Below are 17,439 nucleotides of genomic sequence, written 5' to 3' on the forward strand. Positions count from 1 at the left end.
GGAGGAGACACGGTTGCGAATTGCGTTAGATGCGATGGGGGGCGACAATGCGCCACGAGTGACCGTAATGGGTGCATTGTCAGCCGTGAAGGAAGATCCATCGGTTACGGTTGTGCTGGTCGGGGATGAACAGGCGATTCGCAGTCATCTGCCGGCAGAGCCACCAGCCAACATTGAAATTGTACCAGTCACAGAATTGATTGAACCGGATGATGAGCCGGTACGTGCGGTGCGGCGAAAAAAAGACTCGTCTTTGGTCGTCGCCGTCTCTATGGCCAGCGAGAAAAAGGCGGACGCTGCGATCTCGGCGGGGAATACCGGGGCGCTGATGACAGCCGGACTGCTGTACGCCAAACGGATGGAAGGAATCGAGCGACCTGCCCTGGCTGCATTCATTCCGAACCGCAAAGGCCGCGTCTCGTTGGCGCTCGATGTGGGAGCCAACATGGACGCCAAGCCGATCCATTTGCTCCAATACGCGATTATGGGCAGCCTGTACGCGGAGAGGGTGCTCGGCTTCGAGCGTCCGACCGTGGGACTGCTCAACGTGGGCACGGAAGAAGGAAAAGGAAACGAACTGACAAAGGCGGTCTATCCGCTCTTGGAAAAGGCCGAGCTGAATTTCATCGGCAACGTCGAAGCCCGCGATACGCTGGAGGGAGCCTGCGACATTATCGTCTGTGACGGCTTTGTCGGCAATGTGCTGCTGAAAGCGCTGGAAGGTGCGGCACTCTCAATTTTTTCCCAATTGAAACAGGAGTTTACAGCCAGCTTGATTAATAAAGTAGGAGCAGCCATTCTGAAACCGTCCCTGCTTCGTTTTAAAAAGCGCATGGATTACTCCGAATACGGAGGTGCGCCGCTGCTCGGGCTTGGCAGTCCGGTCATCAAGGCGCATGGCTCTTCGGATGAAAAAGCAGTGAAAAACGCCATTTTGAGCGCAGCCAGATTTGTCCGGCAGGATGTAAATGGCGTAATTCAGGCGGCTCTGCTGGCAAACCTTGAGAAAGTGAGTGAAGAACGATGAAGGGTCTACGGCCAGTCGGCATTTTAGGGACAGGGTCATACACTCCGGAGCGGGTGCTGTCCAATTTTGACTTGGAAAAAATGGTGGATACATCGGATGAATGGATCGTCAGCCGCACCGGAATTCGCGAGCGTCGCATCAGTGCGCCGGAGCAGGCGTCGTCGGATTTGGCGTTCGAAGCGGCGAAAAAAGCGCTGGCAAAGGCAAATGTGAGTGCCGAGCAGCTTGACATGATCATCGTTGCGACAGTCACGCCGGACATGAGCTTTCCGTCTACAGCGTGCTTGCTGCAAGACAAGCTGGGAGCGAAGAAAGCCGGAGCGATGGATTTGTCTGCGGCCTGCACCGGTTTCCTCTACGGAATCACCACGGCTGCCCAGTTTATCGCCAACGGCCTGTACAAACACGTGCTGGTTGTCGGCGTGGAAACTCTTTCGAAAATCACCAACTACAAGGATCGCAATACATGTGTGCTGTTCGGCGATGGCGCAGGTGCCGCAGTCCTCGGTCCGGTCAAGGAAGGGTATGGCTTCCAGTCGTTTGAGCTTGGTGCAGACGGCTCCGGCGGTCAACTGCTCTGCTTGCCTGCGGGCGGCTCGCGCATTCCTGCCAGCACCGAATCGGTGGCAAACGATTTGCACTACTTGTCCATGGCTGGCGGCGAAGTGTTCAAATTTGCCGTCCGGGTAATGAATTCCGCAACAGAGGCTGTTTTGGCAAAAGCTGGTCTGGAGCGGGATGAGATCGACCTGCTGGTACCGCACCAGGCAAACAAGCGGATTATCGATTCGGCGGTTCAGCGCTTTGGACTGTCCGAAGACAAAGTCGTCGTCAACCTCGACCGCTACGGGAATATGTCCTCCGCCTCCATCCCGGTGGCGCTGGATGAAGCAGTCGCAGAAGGGCGCGTCAAGGAAGGCGACAATCTCGTGTTCGTCGGCTTTGGCGGCGGTCTGACATGGGGAGCGGCGCTCTTGAAATGGTCGACTACTCCGGCAGAAGGGAGTAATGCATAAATGGGCAAACTAGCATTCGTATTTCCGGGACAGGGTTCCCAGTTCGTCGGCATGGGAAAAGCGTTGGCCAGCGAATCGGAGGCAGCCAAGCAAATTTTTGCACGGGCGGACGAAGCGCTCGGCTTTTCCCTCTCCTCGCTTTGCTTTGAGGGTCCGGAAGAGGAACTGCGTTTGACCGCCAACACCCAACCGGCAATTTTGACTGCCAGCGTCGCCATTTTGGCAGCGTTTCGCGAAAAGCAGCCTGATTTTGCACCGGATTTTGTCGCCGGTCACAGCCTGGGCGAGTATTCCGCGCTGGTGGCGGCAGGAGCGATCTCCTTTGCTGACGCAGTGAAAACTGTGCGTGCGCGCGGACAGTTTATGGAAGAAGCCGTTCCGGCAGGACAGGGCGCGATGGCCGCTGTGCTGAACATGGAGCGAGGCGCTTTGCATGCGATTTGCGAGGAAGTGAGCGCAGCCGGACATCCGGTGCAGTTGGCTAACTTGAACAGCCCGGGACAAATCGTCATTTCCGGCTCGGCCGAAGGGGTCAAGCGGGCGGGCGAACAAGCGAAGGCAGCGGGTGCGAAGCGCGTACTGCCGCTTAATGTCAGCGGTCCGTTCCACTCCAGCCTGATGCAGCCGGCCGCAGCCAAGTTGAAAGACGTGCTCGCCGGCGTCGCCGTCCAGGATGCAGCCATTCCTGTCGTTGCCAACGTCACCGCACGTCCGGTGGAAGAAGCGTCGGCAATTGTCCAGAGCCTGGTGGAGCAAGTGTCGGCTCCCGTACTTTGGGAAGATTCTGTACAGTGGATGGTCGAGGCAGGCGTGACCACGTTCGTCGAAATCGGTCCAGGCAAGGTACTGGCCGGCTTGATCAAGAAAACGGCACCTGCCGACACCGCGATCTATTCGGTGCAAGACATGGAGTCGCTGGTGGAACTGTTGAACGGAGGGGTAGTATGCTAGCAGGAAAAACAGCGCTGGTGACAGGGGCGTCGCGCGGGATCGGCCGTGCCATCGCTTTGAAACTGGCGGAGGCGGGAGCCAATATCGTCGTCAACTACGCGGGCAGCGAAAAGGCGGCCAGCGAAACAGTCGAACAGGTGAAAGCGCTCGGACGCGATGCGATCATGGTTCGCGCCAACGTGTCCAGCAGCGAAGACGTCGCCGAGATGTTCAAGGTGGCCCTGGAGCATTTCGGGACGCTCGACATTTTGGTCAACAACGCGGGCATTACCCGTGACAACTTGCTGATGCGGATGAAGGAAGAGGAGTGGGACGAGGTCATCGCGACCAACCTGAAAGGCGTGTTCAATTGCCTGAAAGCCGCGACCCGTCCGATGATGAAGCAGCGTTCCGGCAAAATCATCAACATCACATCCGTCGTCGGCGTACTGGGCAACCCGGGTCAGGCCAACTACGTGGCCGCGAAGGCAGGCGTCATCGGCTTGACCAAGACAGCGGCTCGCGAGCTGGCTTCCCGCGGCATTACCGTGAATGCAGTCGCGCCAGGCTTTATCGATACGGAAATGACTGCAGTGCTGCCGGATGATGTGAAAGGCAGCCTCGTGGCACAAATTCCGCTCGCCCGCTTGGGACAGACCGAGGATATCGCCAACGTCGTACTCTTCCTGTCATCGGATGCAGCCAACTACATGACCGGCCAAACCTTGCACGTAGACGGCGGCATGTACATGTAAGTTCCGGCGGTACTGCAAGCCTTTTGCAAAGGTTTTCTTGAACTGGTTTTTTGCAGGCCCATCCACTATAATACGGGAGAGGGGGTGAAGTAGAATGGCAGATACTTTGGAGCGCGTGAAAAAAATCATCGTCGACCGTCTGGGTGTAGATGAATCCAAAATCACTCTGGAGGCTTCTTTCAAAGAAGACCTGGGTGCTGACTCCCTGGATGTAGTAGAACTCGTAATGGAGTTGGAAGACGAGTTTGATTTGGAGATTTCTGACGAAGATGCTGAAAAGATCACTACTGTAGGTGAGGTTGTGAAGTACATAGAATCTCACAAGTAGATCCATCAGTTGGAAGTCCCGTTGAATGCGGGACTTCTCCTTCATTGACGATGATACATAGAATGTCTGGTATGCGTGTTGGCTCGTACAGTCAACAATGCTTGTAGATAGATGGAAAGAAACCGAGACGAAGACTACTTTACCAATAGAGGTGATCGTAATGAAACGTAGAGTGGTAATTACCGGCGTTGGCGTCATCTCACCGGTGGGAAATGACCCGCAAACCTTCTGGAACAACCTGCTTGAGGGAAAATCGGGTATCAAACCTGTTACTGCTTTTGATACTTCGGATTATCCGACGAAAATCGCGGGGGAAGTAACGGACTTCGACCCTGAGCAATTTATAGATAAAAAAGAGATTCGACGTACAGACCGATTCGTTCAGTTTGGCCTTGCTGCCGCCAAAATGGCACTGGATGATTCCAAGCTGGAGATCACGCCAGAAAACGCGGAACGTGTGGGTGTATACATCGGCTCGGGAATCGGTGGTCTGTCCACGTGGGAGGATCAGCACAGCGTACTGCTGGAAAAAGGTCCACGCCGCGTCAGCCCGTTCTTCATCCCGATGCTGATCGCCAACATGGCTTCCGGCGCCGTTTCCATCCAGTTTGGCGCAAAAGGGCCTACGTCCAGCGCCATTACGGCTTGTGCCACAGGCACCAACTCGATCGGTGAAGCGCTTCGCCTGATCCAGTTTGGCCACGCGGATGCGATGATTGCCGGAGGAGCAGAAGCGACGATCCGTCCGATGGCGTTTGCCGGTTTTTGCTCTGCCAAGGCGATGTCCACGCGCAATGACGAACCGGAAAAAGCGAGCCGTCCGTTTGACCAGGACCGCGATGGCTTTGTCATGGGCGAAGGGGCCGGCGTCGTGATTCTGGAAGAACTGGAATTTGCGAAAAAGCGGGGAGCGACCATCCTGGCTGAAGTGATCGGCTACGGCATGAGTGCAGACGCACATCACGTCACCGCACCGTCTCCGGGAGGCGAAGGCGCAGCCCGCTGTATGACACATGCGTTGAAAGACGCGGGAATCGAACCGCACGAGGTCGATTACATCAACGCGCACGGAACGTCCACCGACCAGGGCGATATCGCCGAGACCCAGGCGATCAAGGCTGTGTTTGGCGACCATGCCTACAAGCTGGCAGTCAGCTCGACCAAGTCGATGACCGGCCACCTGCTGGGAGCAACAGGCGGTATCGAGACGATCGCGACGGCATTTGCCCTGCGCGACCAGGTGCTGCCGCCGACGATCAACCTGGAAAATCCTGATCCGGAATGCGATTTGGACTACGTACCAAACCATGCCCGCAAAGCGCAGGTCAACGTGGCTCTGTCCAATACGTTCGGGTTTGGCGGTCACAACGCGACGGTGATCCTGAAAAGATACGAAGAGTAGATGAGCCCTACTGAAAAAGAAGTAGGAAGTCTCCTGAATTGGTGGTGAGGGTGATGAATTTTTCTAAGCTGCAAGAAAACTTAGGGATCCGCTTTCGTGATGAGAGTGTTTTGCGGCAGGCATTCACCCATTCTTCCTACGTGAACGAGCAACGCGGTAAACGGATTCAGGACAATGAGCGGCTGGAGTTTCTCGGCGATGCCGTACTAGAGTTGACTGTATCCCAGTTTCTTTACAAGACATTTCCCAAAATGAGCGAAGGGGAAATGACCAAGCTGCGCGCAGCGATCGTATGTGAGCCGTCACTGGTCAAGTTCGCAGAGCTGCTGCAGTTTGGCGATCTCGTTCTGCTAGGAAAAGGGGAAGAGCTGACAGGCGGCAGGCAGCGGCCTGCCCTGTTGGCTGACGTATTCGAAGCGTTTATCGGTGCATTGTACCTGGATCAGGGATTGGACGCCGTATTCGCGTTTATGGAGAAATACGTCTATCCCCGGGTGGATAAAGGCGAGTTCGCCCAGATTACCGACTTCAAGAGCCAACTTCAGGAATTCGTACAACAAGACAATCTGGGAGAAATCCACTATCGCATCGTCGAAGAAAAGGGGCCGGCGCACAACCGTGAATTTGTCTCCGAAGTCCTGCTCAACAACCGTTCGCTGGGAGTGGGCACAGGACGTTCCAAAAAGGAAGCGGAGCAAAAAGCGGCAGCCCGCGCTTTGATCAAGCTGGGCGCCAAATAGCGTTCCATCAAGGCAAGCCGTACCATCTGCTGGCAGGTGATGATACGGCTTTTTCACGTATCGCAACCGTCTTCTGGCGCGAATCGGAAAGTTACTGCGGAACGCGGCTGCTCTGTGATACACTGATAAAGAATCAACCCTTTAGCGGACAAGCTCCTGTCACACACAGGGGCTTTCTTTTAGGAGGACCTTTACGTATGTATTTGAAACGCCTGGAATTGGCTGGGTTCAAATCGTTTGCCGACCGTACGGAGATGGAATTCGTCCCCGGCGTGACCGCAGTAGTCGGTCCAAACGGCAGCGGCAAAAGCAATGTCTCCGATTCGATTCGCTGGGTGCTCGGCGAGCAGAGCGCCAAGTCGCTTCGCGGAGCGAAGATGGAAGACATTATCTTTGCCGGCAGCGATACGCGCAAGCCGGTCAATTTTGCAGAAGTAACGCTAACGCTGGACAATACCGACCGCTCCCTCGATCTCGAATACGCGGAGGTCTCGATTACACGCCGGGTCTACCGCTCCGGGGAGAGTGAGTATTACATAAACAACCGCGCCTGCCGTTTGAAAGACATCATGGAACTGTTCATGGATACAGGCTTGGGGAAAGAGGCGTACTCGATTATCGGGCAGGGCAAGATCGAGGAAATCCTCAGTACCAAATCCGAAGACCGCCGGGGCATTTTTGAGGAAGCGGCAGGAATCGTGAAGTACAAAACCCGCAAGCGCGAAGCGGAAAAAAAGCTGGCCGACACCGAACAAAACCTGGTGCGCATACACGATATTGTAAGCGAGATCAGCGAGCAGATCGGTCCTTTGGAGGAGCAGGCAAAAACAGCGCGTGCGTACAAGGAGTTGCACAGCCAACTGGTCGAGCATGAGGTGGCGCTGTACGTGCAGCAGATCGAGGCCGCGCACGGAAAGTGGCAGGAAGCCTCGCAGCGCGTGCAGGAGCTGCAGGAGCTGTTGGTCGCCGAGAACGCCAAGGTTTCCAAGCAGGAAGCCGATCTGGAGCAGGCCCGCTACCATGTCTCGCAGATCGACGAGTCGATTGAAGAGCTGCAGCAAGTGCTGCTTTCGGTCAGCGAAGAAGCAGAGAAGGTCGAAGGGCAGCGGGAAGTGTTGCGCGAGCGGATGCGCAACCTGTATGCCAATCGCCAGCAGACGATGGAGCAATTGCATCGGATCAGCGAAAAGCAAAATGCCCTGGAAGCGGAATTGGCTGAGGAACTCGATCGTGTGGCAGAAGCGAAAAAGCGGATGGACGAGACCCACGCTTCCCTGCAGGAGGCGGAGAGCCAGTTTTTTGCGATGGTGCAGACGTTGACAGATGACGTGGAACGACTCAAAGGCGATTATTTCGAGAAGCTCAACGAGATGGCCAATTTGCGCAACGACATTCGCCACCAGCAGCAACTGGTGCAAACCGCGCAAGCCCGCATGGAGCGCCAGGTCAGCGAAAAGGAGCGGCTGCAGCAGGAAGAGCAGCAGCGCCAGGAAAAGCTGCGCGACTTGCAGCAGCAGCTCGCCGACACCGAGCAGGCGATTGCGCAGACGCTCTCCGATTACAAGGAACTGATGGAAAAGCTGCGCGAAGGCCAGGCGATGGCGGAAGCCTCGCGCCGCGAACTGCGCCAGTGGGAGCAGAAGCGCGATGCAGCGAAGACGCGCTTTGACATGCTGCGGGAAATGCAGGCGGAATTCGCCGGCTTCCAGCAAGGGGTCAAGGAAATTTTGAAAGCGCGGGAACGCGGCTTCGAAGGGATTCACGGCGCTGTCGCCGAGCTGGTCGTCGTGCCGGAGCGGTATGAGACCGCCGTCGAGGTAGCACTGGGAGGAGCCCTGCAAAACGTCGTCGTGGAAAATGAAGCGGCGGGTCGGGCTGCCATCGCCTTTTTGAAAAAGAACAATGCCGGAAGAGCGACGTTCCTGCCGCTCGACGTCATTCGTCCGCGGCACATCCAGGCGGAAGACAAGCGCCGGCTGGAAAAGGAAGAAGGCGTCGTGGGGATCGCCAGCGAACTGGTCTCCTTTGACCCGACGTACCGGCCGATCCTCGAGTCGCTTTTGGGCAATGTCATCGTCACCGAGACGCTCGAGCAAGCCAACAGGGTTGCCCGTTCTCTGGGGTACCGCTACCGGATCGTGACGCTCGAGGGCGACCTCGTCAACGCGGGCGGTTCCATGACAGGGGGCGCGCTGAAGAAAAATGCGAGCAACCTGCTCGGGCGAAACCGCCAGGCCGAAGAGCTGGAAGCCCAAATGGCAGAGATCGACCAGGCAATAACTGGGCATACTGCGAAGATGGAGCGGCTGGCAAGCGAGCTTGTGCAAATGGAGCAAGCGCAAGAAAGCCTGCGCAGCCAAGGCGAATCGCTGCGTCTCAAGGAGCAGGAGATTAAAGGCCTGCTGCAGCAGCAAGAGGCAGAAGGCCGCGCGCTGGGCGAGCGGATCAGACTGGCGGAGCTGGAGATTGAAGCTTACCAGCGCGAATGTGAAGAGGCGCTTCGCAAGCAGCAGGAGATCGAAGCTACCCTGGCGACGCTGGCCGAACAGGAGCAGGAGCTGACCGCACAGATTGCCGCAGCGGAAGCAAAGCGCCAGGAGCAGCTGGAATCCAAGGAAGAGATGAACCAGAAAATCACCAGCCTGAAAGTCGCCGACGCACAAGTTCGCCAAGAGCATCAGTCCCGCCAGGAGCAAACGGAGCGGCTGCTCGAGCAAAAGGCAGCACTGCAGCGGGAGTGGGAGGAGCAAAACGCCACCCTCGCTTCGCTGGAGGAGCTCGAGCAAAGCAACGAATCGTCCGGGGCGAAGCTGGATGAAGAAATCGCGGAGCTGAGAAAAGACAAGGACCGGGTGGCCGGACTCATTCAGGAGCGGCGAAGCGAGCGGGCGACGCTGTTCCACGCGCAGGAGCAGTTGGAGCAGGAAGTGAAGGAAGTCCGCAAAAAGAGCAAAGAGCTGGAAGAAAAGCTGCACCAGGAAGAGGTCAAGGTGAACCGCAGTGAAGTAGAGCTGGATCACCTTTTGAACAAACTCTCCGAGGAATACGAGATGGGCTACGAGCTGGCGAAGCAAAAATACCCGCCGCGCGGGGACATAGCCAGCGAGACGCAAATCGTCAACCGCCTGAAAAAAGAGATTGCCGCCCTCGGCACAGTCAACCTGGGGGCGATCGAGGAATACGAGCGACTCTATGAACGCCAGCAATTTTTAAGCTCCCAGGAAGCGGACCTGAACGAAGCCAAGGACATGCTCTACCAGGTCATCGCTGAAATGGATACGGAGATGTCCCGCCGGTTCAAGGAGACGTTTGACGACATCCAGGAGCAGTTCCGCGACGTGTTCGTGCAGTTGTTTGGCGGTGGACGCGCCGATCTGGTGCTGTCCCAGCCTGAGAATTTGCTGGAGACGGGGATTGACATCGTCGCCCAGCCGCCTGGCAAAAAGCTGCAAAATCTGGCGTTGCTCTCCGGCGGCGAACGGGCGTTGACAGCGATGGCACTGCTGTTTGCCATCCTGCGCGTCAAGCCTGTGCCGTTCTGCGTGCTCGACGAGGTGGAGGCAGCGCTCGACGAAGCCAACGTGACGCGCTTTGCCGAGTACATGCACCGCTTCAGCGGCCAGACGCAGTTCATTTGCGTGACCCACCGCAAAGGCACGATGGAGAGCGCAGATGTGCTGTACGGCATTACGATGCAGGAGGGCGGCGTCTCCAAGCTCGTGTCCGTGAAGCTGGAAGACAGCGGCAAGTTTATCGAGAGCGCATCCTAGCTTTTCATGTGCCATAGATACTACCGAAAAAGGAAGATGACTATGAGCTTTTTCAAGCGGCTTCGCGAGAAAATCGTGCAAAAATCGGAAGAAGTGACGCAGAAGTTTACTGACGGATTGTCCAAAACCAGGGATTTGCTGGTGGAGAGAGTGGAAGATCTGGTCCGTCGTTACAAGAAGATCGACGACGACTTTTTCGACGAGCTGGAAGAGATTCTGATTACCTCGGACGTCGGTGTGAACACCGTGATGGAGTTGATCGATGAGCTGCGCAGCGAGGTGCGGAAGCACAAGATCGAAAACGCGATGGACCTGCAGCCTATTTTGTCGGAGAAGCTCGTCGCTCTCCTGAAAAACGACGAAGCGGCAGATACCGCCCTGCAGGTGGAGGACGGACGCCTCAACGTGATCCTGTTTGTCGGAGTTAACGGCGTGGGCAAGACGACGACGATCGGCAAAATGGCTCACATGTTCAAGCAGCAGAACAAAAAGGTGCTGCTGGCGGCAGGCGATACCTTTCGCGCGGCGGCCATCGACCAGCTCGAAGTCTGGGGCGAGCGCGTCGGCGTGGAGGTCATCAAGCAGCAGCAAGGCTCCGACCCGGCGGCTGTGATCTTCGACGCGATCCAGGCAGCCAAGTCGCGCGGTGTGGACGTTTTGCTGTGCGATACGGCAGGACGTTTGCAAAACAAGGTAAACCTGATGGAAGAGCTGGCGAAAGTACGGCGCGTGCTGGCCCGCGAGCTGCCGGGAGCGCCGCATGAGGTGCTGCTCGTGCTGGATGCGACCACAGGTCAGAACGCTCTGTCGCAAGCACGGACATTCGGCGAGTCGGCAGGCGTGACCGGGATCGTGCTGACCAAGCTGGACGGCACGGCCAAAGGCGGCATCGTCATCGCGATTCGCAACGAGCTGAACATTCCGGTCAAGTACGTTGGGCTGGGTGAAAAAATGGATGACCTTCAGCCGTTTGATCCCGAGCAGTTCGTGCACGCCCTGTTTGCCGGATTGATTCAGCAGGAGGCAGCAGAAGAAGAAGAGCCACATACGCCCTGAGCGAATAAAAAAGCAGAGCGTTTTTACATGTCAACAAAAAACCTTGACACGAGGTGTGGAATTGGGTACTATAATCTACGTGCTGTAAAGAAAAACGCTTTACAGGACAGAGTCGAGTACCTCATCGCAAAGGATTGGTCCCATGCTGGAAAAAACCAATCAGGTAAATCTCTTGTTTGACTTCTACGCCCCGCTCCTCAAGGGCAAACAGCAAGAATATCTGGAATTGTACTATCTGGATGATCTTTCGCTGGGCGAAATTGCCGAGATGCATGAGGTGAGCAGACAGGCCGTATACGATCATATCAAGCGTGCTGAAAAGCAGTTGTTTGAATATGAAGAAAAGCTCCAGCTTGCACACAGGCATGAAAAGCGCTTGGGCGTGCTGAAGCAGATGGATGAGCTTGTACGACGGGTGCCGGACGAAGCGACGAGAGAGGAGCTGCAGGCTTTGCTCCACCAACTGACAGAGATGGATTAGGAGGGCTCGCATGGCGTTTGAGAGCTTGGCCAGTCGGTTACAAAACGCGTTTGACAAACTGCGCGGCAGAGGCAAAATCGACGAAGCGGTCGTCAATGAGGCGATGCGTGAAGTGCGCCTTGCCCTGTTGGAAGCAGATGTCAACTTTAAAGTAGTAAAGGATTTCATCGCACGCGTCAAGGAACGCGCGGTGGGTCAGGACGTGATGAAGAGCCTGACTCCCGGACAGATGGTTATCAAGATCGTCAACGAAGAATTGGTTCAGCTCATGGGCGGCAGCGTCGCTCAACTGACGATGGCGCACAAGCCCCCGACCGTGATTATGATGGCCGGTCTGCAAGGGGCAGGTAAGACGACCACGACAGGGAAGCTGGCCAAGTATTTGCAAAAGCAAAACCGCAAGCCTCTGATGGTGGCAGCCGACATTTACCGTCCTGCTGCGATCAAGCAGTTGCAGGTTTTGGGGGAGCAACTGAATGTTCCCGTCTTCTCCCTGGGAGACCAGGTAAGCCCCGTAGAGATCGCTCGTCAAGCGATTGAGCACGCCAAGGAAAATCACCTCGACGTCGTGCTGCTCGATACCGCAGGTCGCCTGCATATCGACGAAGCACTGATGGAGGAACTGCGGCAGGTTCGCGAGGTAGCCAAACCGGAGGAGATTTTGCTCGTCGTCGATGCGATGACCGGACAAGATGCGGTCAACGTCGCGGAGAGCTTCAACAGCCAGCTTGAGCTGACCGGTGTCGTGCTGACCAAACTGGACGGCGATACACGCGGTGGTGCAGCCCTTTCAGTCAAGGCTGTCACCGGCAAACCGATCAAGTTTGCGGCGATGGGCGAAAAGCTGGACGCACTCGAAGCGTTCCATCCCGATCGCATGGCTTCGCGGATTCTCGGTATGGGAGACGTGCTCAGCCTGATTGAAAAGGCGCAGGCTAACGTCGACGAAGAGAAGGCGCGCGACATGGAGCGGCAGATGCGTCAAGGGGAGTTCACCTTTGACATGTTCCTCGACTCCATGCAGCAGCTTCGCAGTCTGGGTCCTTTTGAAGACATCCTCGGCATGCTGCCCGGCATGAACAAGATGAAGGGCAAGATGAACGTGGACGAAAAGCAAATCGCCCGCGTCGAAGCGATCGCCAAATCGATGACCAAAGCAGAACGCGCCAATCCTGGCCTGCTGAACGCCAGCCGCCGCAAGCGCATTGCCAACGGCAGCGGTACCAGTATCCAGGAAGTCAATCGCTTCCTCAATCAATTTGAGGAAATGAAAAAGATGATGAAGCAGTTCTCTGGCGCAGCCGACAAGATGATCAAGAAGTCGAAGAAAAAGGGCAAAGGCCTGCCTTTCATGGGCAAAGGCGGCAATTCCGGCGGCATGAACTTCCCGTTCAACTTCAAACCGCCATTCAAGTAAACCGCATGATCTCTTCGCGCCGCTGACTTGTCAGCCGACGCGATGGTTCAGATATAGCAGCACCAACGCGAGGTACATTTTCGCGTTGATCCATACAGGAGGTGAATCAACATGGCAGTAAAAATCCGTCTGAAACGCATGGGTTCCAAGAAAGCTCCTTTCTACCGTGTAGTAGTAGCTGATTCTCGTTCCCCTCGCGATGGCCGTTTCATTGAAGAGATTGGGTACTACAACCCGGTTGCACAACCAGCAGTGGTGAAAATTGATACCGAAAAAGCGGTACAATGGATCCTCAACGGTGCGGCTCCGACTGACACCGTACGCAACCTGCTCTCCAAAGAAGGCGTTTTGGCAAAAGTACACGAAACCAAATACGGCAAGTAAGCCGGACATCGGGAGGTCTGATGATGAAAGCACTGGTCGAAACGATCGCAAAGGCTCTCGTCGATCATCCGAATGAGGTTCGTGTCAACGCAGTGGACAAGGAACGAATCCTCGTCTTTGAACTGTCGGTGCACCCCGATGATATGGGGAAAATCATCGGCAAACAGGGGCGAATCGCCAAAGCCCTGCGAACTGTTGTGATGGCTGCTGCCGTCGATACGGACAAGCGCGTCACCGTTGAGATTGTATAAAAAGGCTGGGAGCTTCCCAGTCTTTTTGCACTTTCATCGAAAGGGAGTGGCAGCATGATCACGATTTTTCGCAACGTACAGGTCAAGGTGATCATCACGGAAGCCTCGCGGGCCGCCCTGATGGAGAAGTTCCGCCGCCAAATGGAGCAGCAGCAAAACGAATGGGCACAATGGCAGTTTCAATCGAAAAAAATCCTCGCCGATGCGAAGAAGGTTTCCGCGGAACGGTACGCGCTCGCCCAGGAGAAAGTAGAGCGTGAGCAGAAACGGCGCCAGGAGGCGATCGCGAATCTTCAGTTTCAGTTGATGCAGGCAGAAAAGCTGCCGGTCGGTGCAGAGCTGGACTACCAGACCGTGCAAAGCCCGGTAGAGATCAAACTCGGCGATGTATGGGATGAAATCATGGCAGGAACGGAAATCATGGTAAAAGACGGACGGGTACATGAAATCCGGCAAACAGAACTGCCGATTCGAGCAAAGGAGGAAAGGGATTGAGCGAAAAACGCTTCTACACAGTGGGAAAGCTGGTCAACACGCACGGTTTGCGCGGTGAGGTGAAGGTCATTTCCACCAGCGATTTTCCCGACGAACGGTTTCGCAAAGGGAGCCAGCTATACTTGTTTCATCCGTCGCTGGACGAGCCGCTTGCGTTGAAAGTGGCGACCCGGCGCGTGCACAAGGACTTTGAAATCATCAGCTTCCAGGGCTACCCGCACATCAACGACGTAGAGTCGTTTAAAGGCGGAGAGCTGAAAATTCCGGAAGAAGACTTGATGGAGCTGGAAGAAGACGAGTTTTACATCCATCAGTTGATCGGCTGCGAGGTCGTCACGGACGAGGGAGAAGAACTCGGTGAGATCGTCGACGTGCTGCAGACAGGAGCCAACGATGTCTGGGTGGTGAAAGGCAAACGCGGCGAAGTGTTGTTACCGTACATAGACGATTGCATCAAGCAGGTGGACATCGCCAACAAGCGAGTCGTGTGCCACCTGATGGAAGGCTTGCTGTAGGGAGGAACTAGCATGCGTATCAACATCCTGACGCTGTTTCCCGAGATGTTTGACGGTGTGCTCTCCAGCAGCATCCTGGGAAAAGCGAGCGAAAAAGGGCTGGTCCAGTTCGAGGTGAACAACTTTCGCGACTTCTCGGAAAGCAAGCACGGTACGGTAGACGACACGCCGTACGGGGGCGGCGGCGGGATGGTGCTCAAGCCAGAGCCGCTGTTCCGGGCGGTAGAGGCGATCGCGGGGGAGCAAAAGCCACGCGTCATCCTGATGTGTCCGCAAGGCGTGACTTACAATCAAAAGCTGGCTGAGGAGCTGGCGCAGGAAGAGCATCTGATCTTTATTTGCGGTCACTACGAAGGGTATGACGAGCGGATTCGCGAACATCTCGTCACCGATGAAATATCGATCGGCGATTACGTCCTGACCGGCGGCGAACTGGCGGCGATGGTCGTCATCGACAGCGTCGTGCGCTTGCAGCCCGGCGCGCTGGGCAATCAGACGTCGGCGGTAGAAGACTCCTTTTCTACCGGGCTTCTGGAGTATCCGCACTACACCAGACCGGCCGAATTTCGCGGCTGGAAGGTGCCGGACATTCTGCTCTCCGGGCACCATGCCAACATCACCACCTGGCGTCTCAAGGAGTCGCTGCGCCGTACTGTGGAGCGCAGGCCCGACCTGTTGGAGAAGCTGGAATTGACAACGGAAATGAAAAAGCTGTTGGCGGAGATTGAGGAGGAGAAAAAAAACGGGGACAACTCGTAGAATCCGCCTTGTGATTTGCCGCTCCATATGTTACTATAAGTCTTGTGGCAATTTTGCCCGCTGACTAAGGCGGTCCGCTACTCGTATCATTCGACTGTAAGCCGATTGGCATAGAAGACGAGTAAGAACGTCTGATTGGAAGGAGGGAATTCAAATGAACCAAGTGATCCGTGAACTGGAAAAAGAGCAATTGAAACAGGACATTCCTGCATTCCGACCTGGTGACACTGTTCGTGTACACGTTAAGGTTATCGAGGGTCAGCGCGAGCGTATCCAGTTGTTCGAAGGCGTAGTAATCCGCCGTCGCGGTACTGGTATTAGCGAAACATTCACTGTTCGTAAGATTTCTTACGGCGTTGGTGTTGAGCGTACGTTCCCGGTGCACACACCAAAGATCGAAAAGATCGAAATTGCACGTCATGGTAAAGTTCGCCGCGCGAAACTGTACTATCTGCGTGACCGTGTGGGTAAAGCAGCTCGTATTAAAGAAATTCGTCGATAAGCATTTGTTCACACATAGAAAAAGGCGCTGGCCTGCAAGCCAGGCCTTTTTTTCCATTTTAGCAGGTGGAGTCAGGCAAGGGGGATCGAGAGTATGAGTGAAGAAGTTACCTCCCATCGAAGCAAGAAACATGAATCATGGGAATGGATCAAGGCGCTTGTGATCGCAATCGCGCTTGCCTTTCTTATCCGCACCTTCCTGTTTGCTCCCTTTATCGTACAGGGAGAATCGATGGAAACGACGTTACATAACAATGAAAAGCTCGTTGTCAACAAAGCGATTTACTACCTGCGAGACCCGAAACCAGGCGAAATTATCGTCTTTCACGCAGACGAAGAGCGGGACTACATCAAGCGGGTCATTGCCGTTGAAGGCGATACCGTCGAGATGAAAGACGACCAGTTGTTTGTCAACGGAGAAGTTGTAGACGAGCCGTATCTGGAACGAAAGGAAGAGCGGGCGAGGGCGAAGGGCGAACGCAACTTTACCCACGACTTCCCGCCGGTGACAGTTCCGGAAGGCCATCTGTTCGTGATGGGCGACAATCGTTTGAACAGCGAAGACAGCAGAGTCATCGGCCCGATCGAGGAAAGCGCGGTCGTCGGACGAGCGGAATTCACCTTTTGGCCGATTTCCGAGTTCCGCATGACGCGCTAGGCATAGAGCCATCCTCATCCACGAAAAATACATGTACAACGATACACATAGGCAGGTGAAGCACATGACGATCCAATGGTTTCCCGGACATATGGCAAAAGCGCGCAGACAGGTAACGGAAAAGCTCAACCTGATCGACGTCGTGATCGAGCTGCTGGATGCCCGTCTGCCACTTTCGAGTCGCAATCCGATGATTGACGAGATCGTCGGTGACAAGCCGCGCTTGATCTTGTTAAACAAGGCGGACATGGCGGACGAAAAGGTGACCGACGAGTGGACAGCCTATTTTCGCAACCTCGGTATTCGCACGCTGCCGATTGACGCTCTCAGCGGCAAAGGGGTAAACAAGCTGACCGAACTGTGCCGCGAACTGGCTGCGGACATGCTGAACAAGCGTGCGGAGCGAGGCATGCAGGCACGGGCGATCCGGATTATGATCCTCGGTATCCCCAACGTGGGCAAATCCTCGCTGATCAACCGCCTGTCCAAGCGCTCGGTAGCGCAGACAGGGGATCGACCCGCGGTGACGAAAGCCCAGCAGTGGGTCAAGGTAGGCGACACGCTAGAGCTTTTGGATACGCCAGGGATTCTCTGGCCCAAATTCGAAGACCAGATGGTGGGACTGCGCCTGGCTGCCAGCGGGGCGATCAAGGATGAGCTGATCGACTTCACGGAAGTGGCACTGTTTGTCATCAGCTACATGATGCACTATTATCCACAACGGCTGCTGGAGCGCTACAAGCTGCAGGAGCTGCCGGAAGACAAGGTCGCGATGCTCGAAGAAATCGGCAGAAAGCGCGGCTGCATCATCTCCAGAGGCGAGATTGACTACGACAAGGCAGCAGAGCTGTTTTTGCGCGAGCTGCGCTCTGGTAAACTGGGACGGGTCAGTGTGGAGCGTCCGATCGATTGGGAGATGGAGGAGCCGATCGGCAAGCCGCTGATGTAGGCGCC

General features: G+C 55.7%; 19 protein-coding genes. All 19 read left to right on the forward strand.

The window, feature by feature from the left end; translation table 11 throughout:
- Positions 1-13: 13 nt before the first annotated feature.
- The 19 genes from plsX (at position 14) to ylqF (ending at position 17,434) form a co-directional block, all read left to right on the forward strand.
- Positions 14-1,027: a phosphate acyltransferase PlsX gene (gene plsX / locus ACAF76_RS08015; RefSeq protein WP_400163404.1), complete on the forward strand. Its 1,014-nt coding sequence runs from the start codon at positions 14-16 to the stop codon at positions 1,025-1,027.
- Positions 1,024-2,043 carry a beta-ketoacyl-ACP synthase III gene (locus ACAF76_RS08020; protein ID WP_400163405.1) on the forward strand — a complete coding sequence of 340 codons (1,020 nt, stop codon included), beginning with the start codon at positions 1,024-1,026 and terminating at the stop codon, positions 2,041-2,043. The genes plsX and ACAF76_RS08020 overlap by 4 nt, the downstream gene beginning before the upstream one ends.
- Positions 2,044-2,994: an ACP S-malonyltransferase gene (gene fabD, locus ACAF76_RS08025; RefSeq protein ID WP_400163406.1), complete on the forward strand. Its 951-nt coding sequence runs from the start codon at positions 2,044-2,046 to the stop codon at positions 2,992-2,994. It abuts the gene before it with no gap.
- Entirely contained in the window at positions 2,988-3,728 is a 741-nt protein-coding gene (gene fabG, locus ACAF76_RS08030; RefSeq protein WP_400163407.1) for a 3-oxoacyl-[acyl-carrier-protein] reductase, read from the forward strand. The genes fabD and fabG overlap by 7 nt, the downstream gene beginning before the upstream one ends.
- Before the next feature lie 94 nt (positions 3,729-3,822).
- On the forward strand, positions 3,823-4,056 hold the full coding sequence (gene acpP, locus ACAF76_RS08035) for an acyl carrier protein (protein ID WP_023557214.1): 234 nt from the start codon (positions 3,823-3,825) through the stop codon (positions 4,054-4,056).
- A 160-nt stretch (positions 4,057-4,216) separates the two neighbouring features.
- Positions 4,217-5,458 (forward strand): beta-ketoacyl-ACP synthase II, encoded by a 1,242-nt coding sequence (gene fabF, locus ACAF76_RS08040; RefSeq protein ID WP_400163408.1) that lies wholly within the window; start codon positions 4,217-4,219, stop codon positions 5,456-5,458.
- 53 nt (positions 5,459-5,511) lie between these two features.
- A complete protein-coding gene (rnc, locus tag ACAF76_RS08045; protein ID WP_400163409.1) occupies positions 5,512-6,198 on the forward strand; it encodes a ribonuclease III in 687 nt (228 codons plus the stop codon).
- Between the two features lie 197 nt (positions 6,199-6,395).
- The gene (gene smc, locus ACAF76_RS08050) at positions 6,396-9,968 is read left to right on the forward strand and encodes a chromosome segregation protein SMC (protein ID WP_400163410.1); all 3,573 of its coding nucleotides are present in this window, start codon (positions 6,396-6,398) and stop codon (positions 9,966-9,968) included.
- A 42-nt stretch (positions 9,969-10,010) separates the two neighbouring features.
- A complete protein-coding gene (gene ftsY / locus ACAF76_RS08055; RefSeq protein WP_400163411.1) occupies positions 10,011-11,024 on the forward strand; it encodes a signal recognition particle-docking protein FtsY in 1,014 nt (337 codons plus the stop codon).
- A 142-nt stretch (positions 11,025-11,166) separates the two neighbouring features.
- Positions 11,167-11,505 carry a putative DNA-binding protein gene (locus tag ACAF76_RS08060; protein WP_400163412.1) on the forward strand — a complete coding sequence of 113 codons (339 nt, stop codon included), beginning with the start codon at positions 11,167-11,169 and terminating at the stop codon, positions 11,503-11,505.
- Positions 11,506-11,515: 10 nt separating this feature from the next.
- A complete protein-coding gene (gene ffh / locus ACAF76_RS08065; RefSeq protein WP_400163413.1) occupies positions 11,516-12,922 on the forward strand; it encodes a signal recognition particle protein in 1,407 nt (468 codons plus the stop codon).
- Between the two features lie 111 nt (positions 12,923-13,033).
- The gene (rpsP, locus tag ACAF76_RS08070; RefSeq protein ID WP_005834322.1) at positions 13,034-13,306 is read left to right on the forward strand and encodes a 30S ribosomal protein S16; all 273 of its coding nucleotides are present in this window, start codon (positions 13,034-13,036) and stop codon (positions 13,304-13,306) included.
- Positions 13,307-13,329: 23 nt separating this feature from the next.
- Positions 13,330-13,557, forward strand: a complete 228-nt coding sequence (locus ACAF76_RS08075) for a KH domain-containing protein (protein ID WP_400163414.1) — start codon at positions 13,330-13,332, stop codon at positions 13,555-13,557.
- 54 nt (positions 13,558-13,611) lie between these two features.
- On the forward strand, positions 13,612-14,052 hold the full coding sequence (locus tag ACAF76_RS08080) for a YlqD family protein (protein WP_400163415.1): 441 nt from the start codon (positions 13,612-13,614) through the stop codon (positions 14,050-14,052).
- Positions 14,049-14,567: a ribosome maturation factor RimM gene (gene rimM, locus ACAF76_RS08085; protein WP_400163416.1), complete on the forward strand. Its 519-nt coding sequence runs from the start codon at positions 14,049-14,051 to the stop codon at positions 14,565-14,567. Before ACAF76_RS08080 ends, rimM begins: the two co-directional genes overlap by 4 nt.
- Before the next feature lie 12 nt (positions 14,568-14,579).
- Entirely contained in the window at positions 14,580-15,326 is a 747-nt protein-coding gene (trmD, locus tag ACAF76_RS08090; protein WP_400163417.1) for a tRNA (guanosine(37)-N1)-methyltransferase TrmD, read from the forward strand.
- Positions 15,327-15,480: 154 nt separating this feature from the next.
- Positions 15,481-15,828 (forward strand): 50S ribosomal protein L19, encoded by a 348-nt coding sequence (gene rplS, locus ACAF76_RS08095; RefSeq protein ID WP_400163418.1) that lies wholly within the window; start codon positions 15,481-15,483, stop codon positions 15,826-15,828.
- Positions 15,829-15,921: 93 nt separating this feature from the next.
- Complete coding sequence (gene lepB / locus ACAF76_RS08100; protein WP_400163419.1) at positions 15,922-16,485, forward strand: signal peptidase I; 564 nt, start codon at positions 15,922-15,924, stop codon at positions 16,483-16,485.
- Between the two features lie 64 nt (positions 16,486-16,549).
- Complete coding sequence (gene ylqF / locus ACAF76_RS08105; RefSeq protein WP_400163420.1) at positions 16,550-17,434, forward strand: ribosome biogenesis GTPase YlqF; 885 nt, start codon at positions 16,550-16,552, stop codon at positions 17,432-17,434.
- Positions 17,435-17,439: the final 5 nt, after the last annotated feature.

The sequence above is a fragment of the Brevibacillus sp. TJ4 genome, assembly GCF_044627595.2.
Taxonomy (GTDB): Bacteria; Bacillota; Bacilli; order Brevibacillales; family Brevibacillaceae; genus Brevibacillus.

Excerpts from the sequence above, each read along its gene's own strand:
- ylqF (WP_400163420.1), top strand. The coding sequence starts at position 16,550 with ATGACGATCCAATGGTTTCCCGGACATATGGCAAAAGCGCGCAGACAG.
- smc (WP_400163410.1), top strand. The coding sequence starts at position 6,396 with ATGTATTTGAAACGCCTGGAATTGGCTGGGTTCAAATCGTTTGCCGAC.
- rplS (WP_400163418.1), top strand. The coding sequence starts at position 15,481 with ATGAACCAAGTGATCCGTGAACTGGAAAAAGAGCAATTGAAACAGGAC.
- trmD (WP_400163417.1), top strand. The coding sequence starts at position 14,580 with ATGCGTATCAACATCCTGACGCTGTTTCCCGAGATGTTTGACGGTGTG.
- fabD (WP_400163406.1), top strand. The coding sequence starts at position 2,044 with ATGGGCAAACTAGCATTCGTATTTCCGGGACAGGGTTCCCAGTTCGTC.
- ffh (WP_400163413.1), top strand. The coding sequence starts at position 11,516 with ATGGCGTTTGAGAGCTTGGCCAGTCGGTTACAAAACGCGTTTGACAAA.
- rpsP (WP_005834322.1), top strand. The coding sequence starts at position 13,034 with ATGGCAGTAAAAATCCGTCTGAAACGCATGGGTTCCAAGAAAGCTCCT.
- fabF (WP_400163408.1), top strand. The coding sequence starts at position 4,217 with ATGAAACGTAGAGTGGTAATTACCGGCGTTGGCGTCATCTCACCGGTG.
- ACAF76_RS08080 (WP_400163415.1), top strand. The coding sequence starts at position 13,612 with ATGATCACGATTTTTCGCAACGTACAGGTCAAGGTGATCATCACGGAA.
- lepB (WP_400163419.1), top strand. The coding sequence starts at position 15,922 with ATGAGTGAAGAAGTTACCTCCCATCGAAGCAAGAAACATGAATCATGG.
- ftsY (WP_400163411.1), top strand. The coding sequence starts at position 10,011 with ATGAGCTTTTTCAAGCGGCTTCGCGAGAAAATCGTGCAAAAATCGGAA.
- rnc (WP_400163409.1), top strand. The coding sequence starts at position 5,512 with ATGAATTTTTCTAAGCTGCAAGAAAACTTAGGGATCCGCTTTCGTGAT.
- ACAF76_RS08075 (WP_400163414.1), top strand. The coding sequence starts at position 13,330 with ATGAAAGCACTGGTCGAAACGATCGCAAAGGCTCTCGTCGATCATCCG.
- fabG (WP_400163407.1), top strand. The coding sequence starts at position 2,988 with ATGCTAGCAGGAAAAACAGCGCTGGTGACAGGGGCGTCGCGCGGGATC.
- acpP (WP_023557214.1), top strand. The coding sequence starts at position 3,823 with ATGGCAGATACTTTGGAGCGCGTGAAAAAAATCATCGTCGACCGTCTG.
- ACAF76_RS08020 (WP_400163405.1), top strand. The coding sequence starts at position 1,024 with ATGAAGGGTCTACGGCCAGTCGGCATTTTAGGGACAGGGTCATACACT.
- ACAF76_RS08060 (WP_400163412.1), top strand. The coding sequence starts at position 11,167 with ATGCTGGAAAAAACCAATCAGGTAAATCTCTTGTTTGACTTCTACGCC.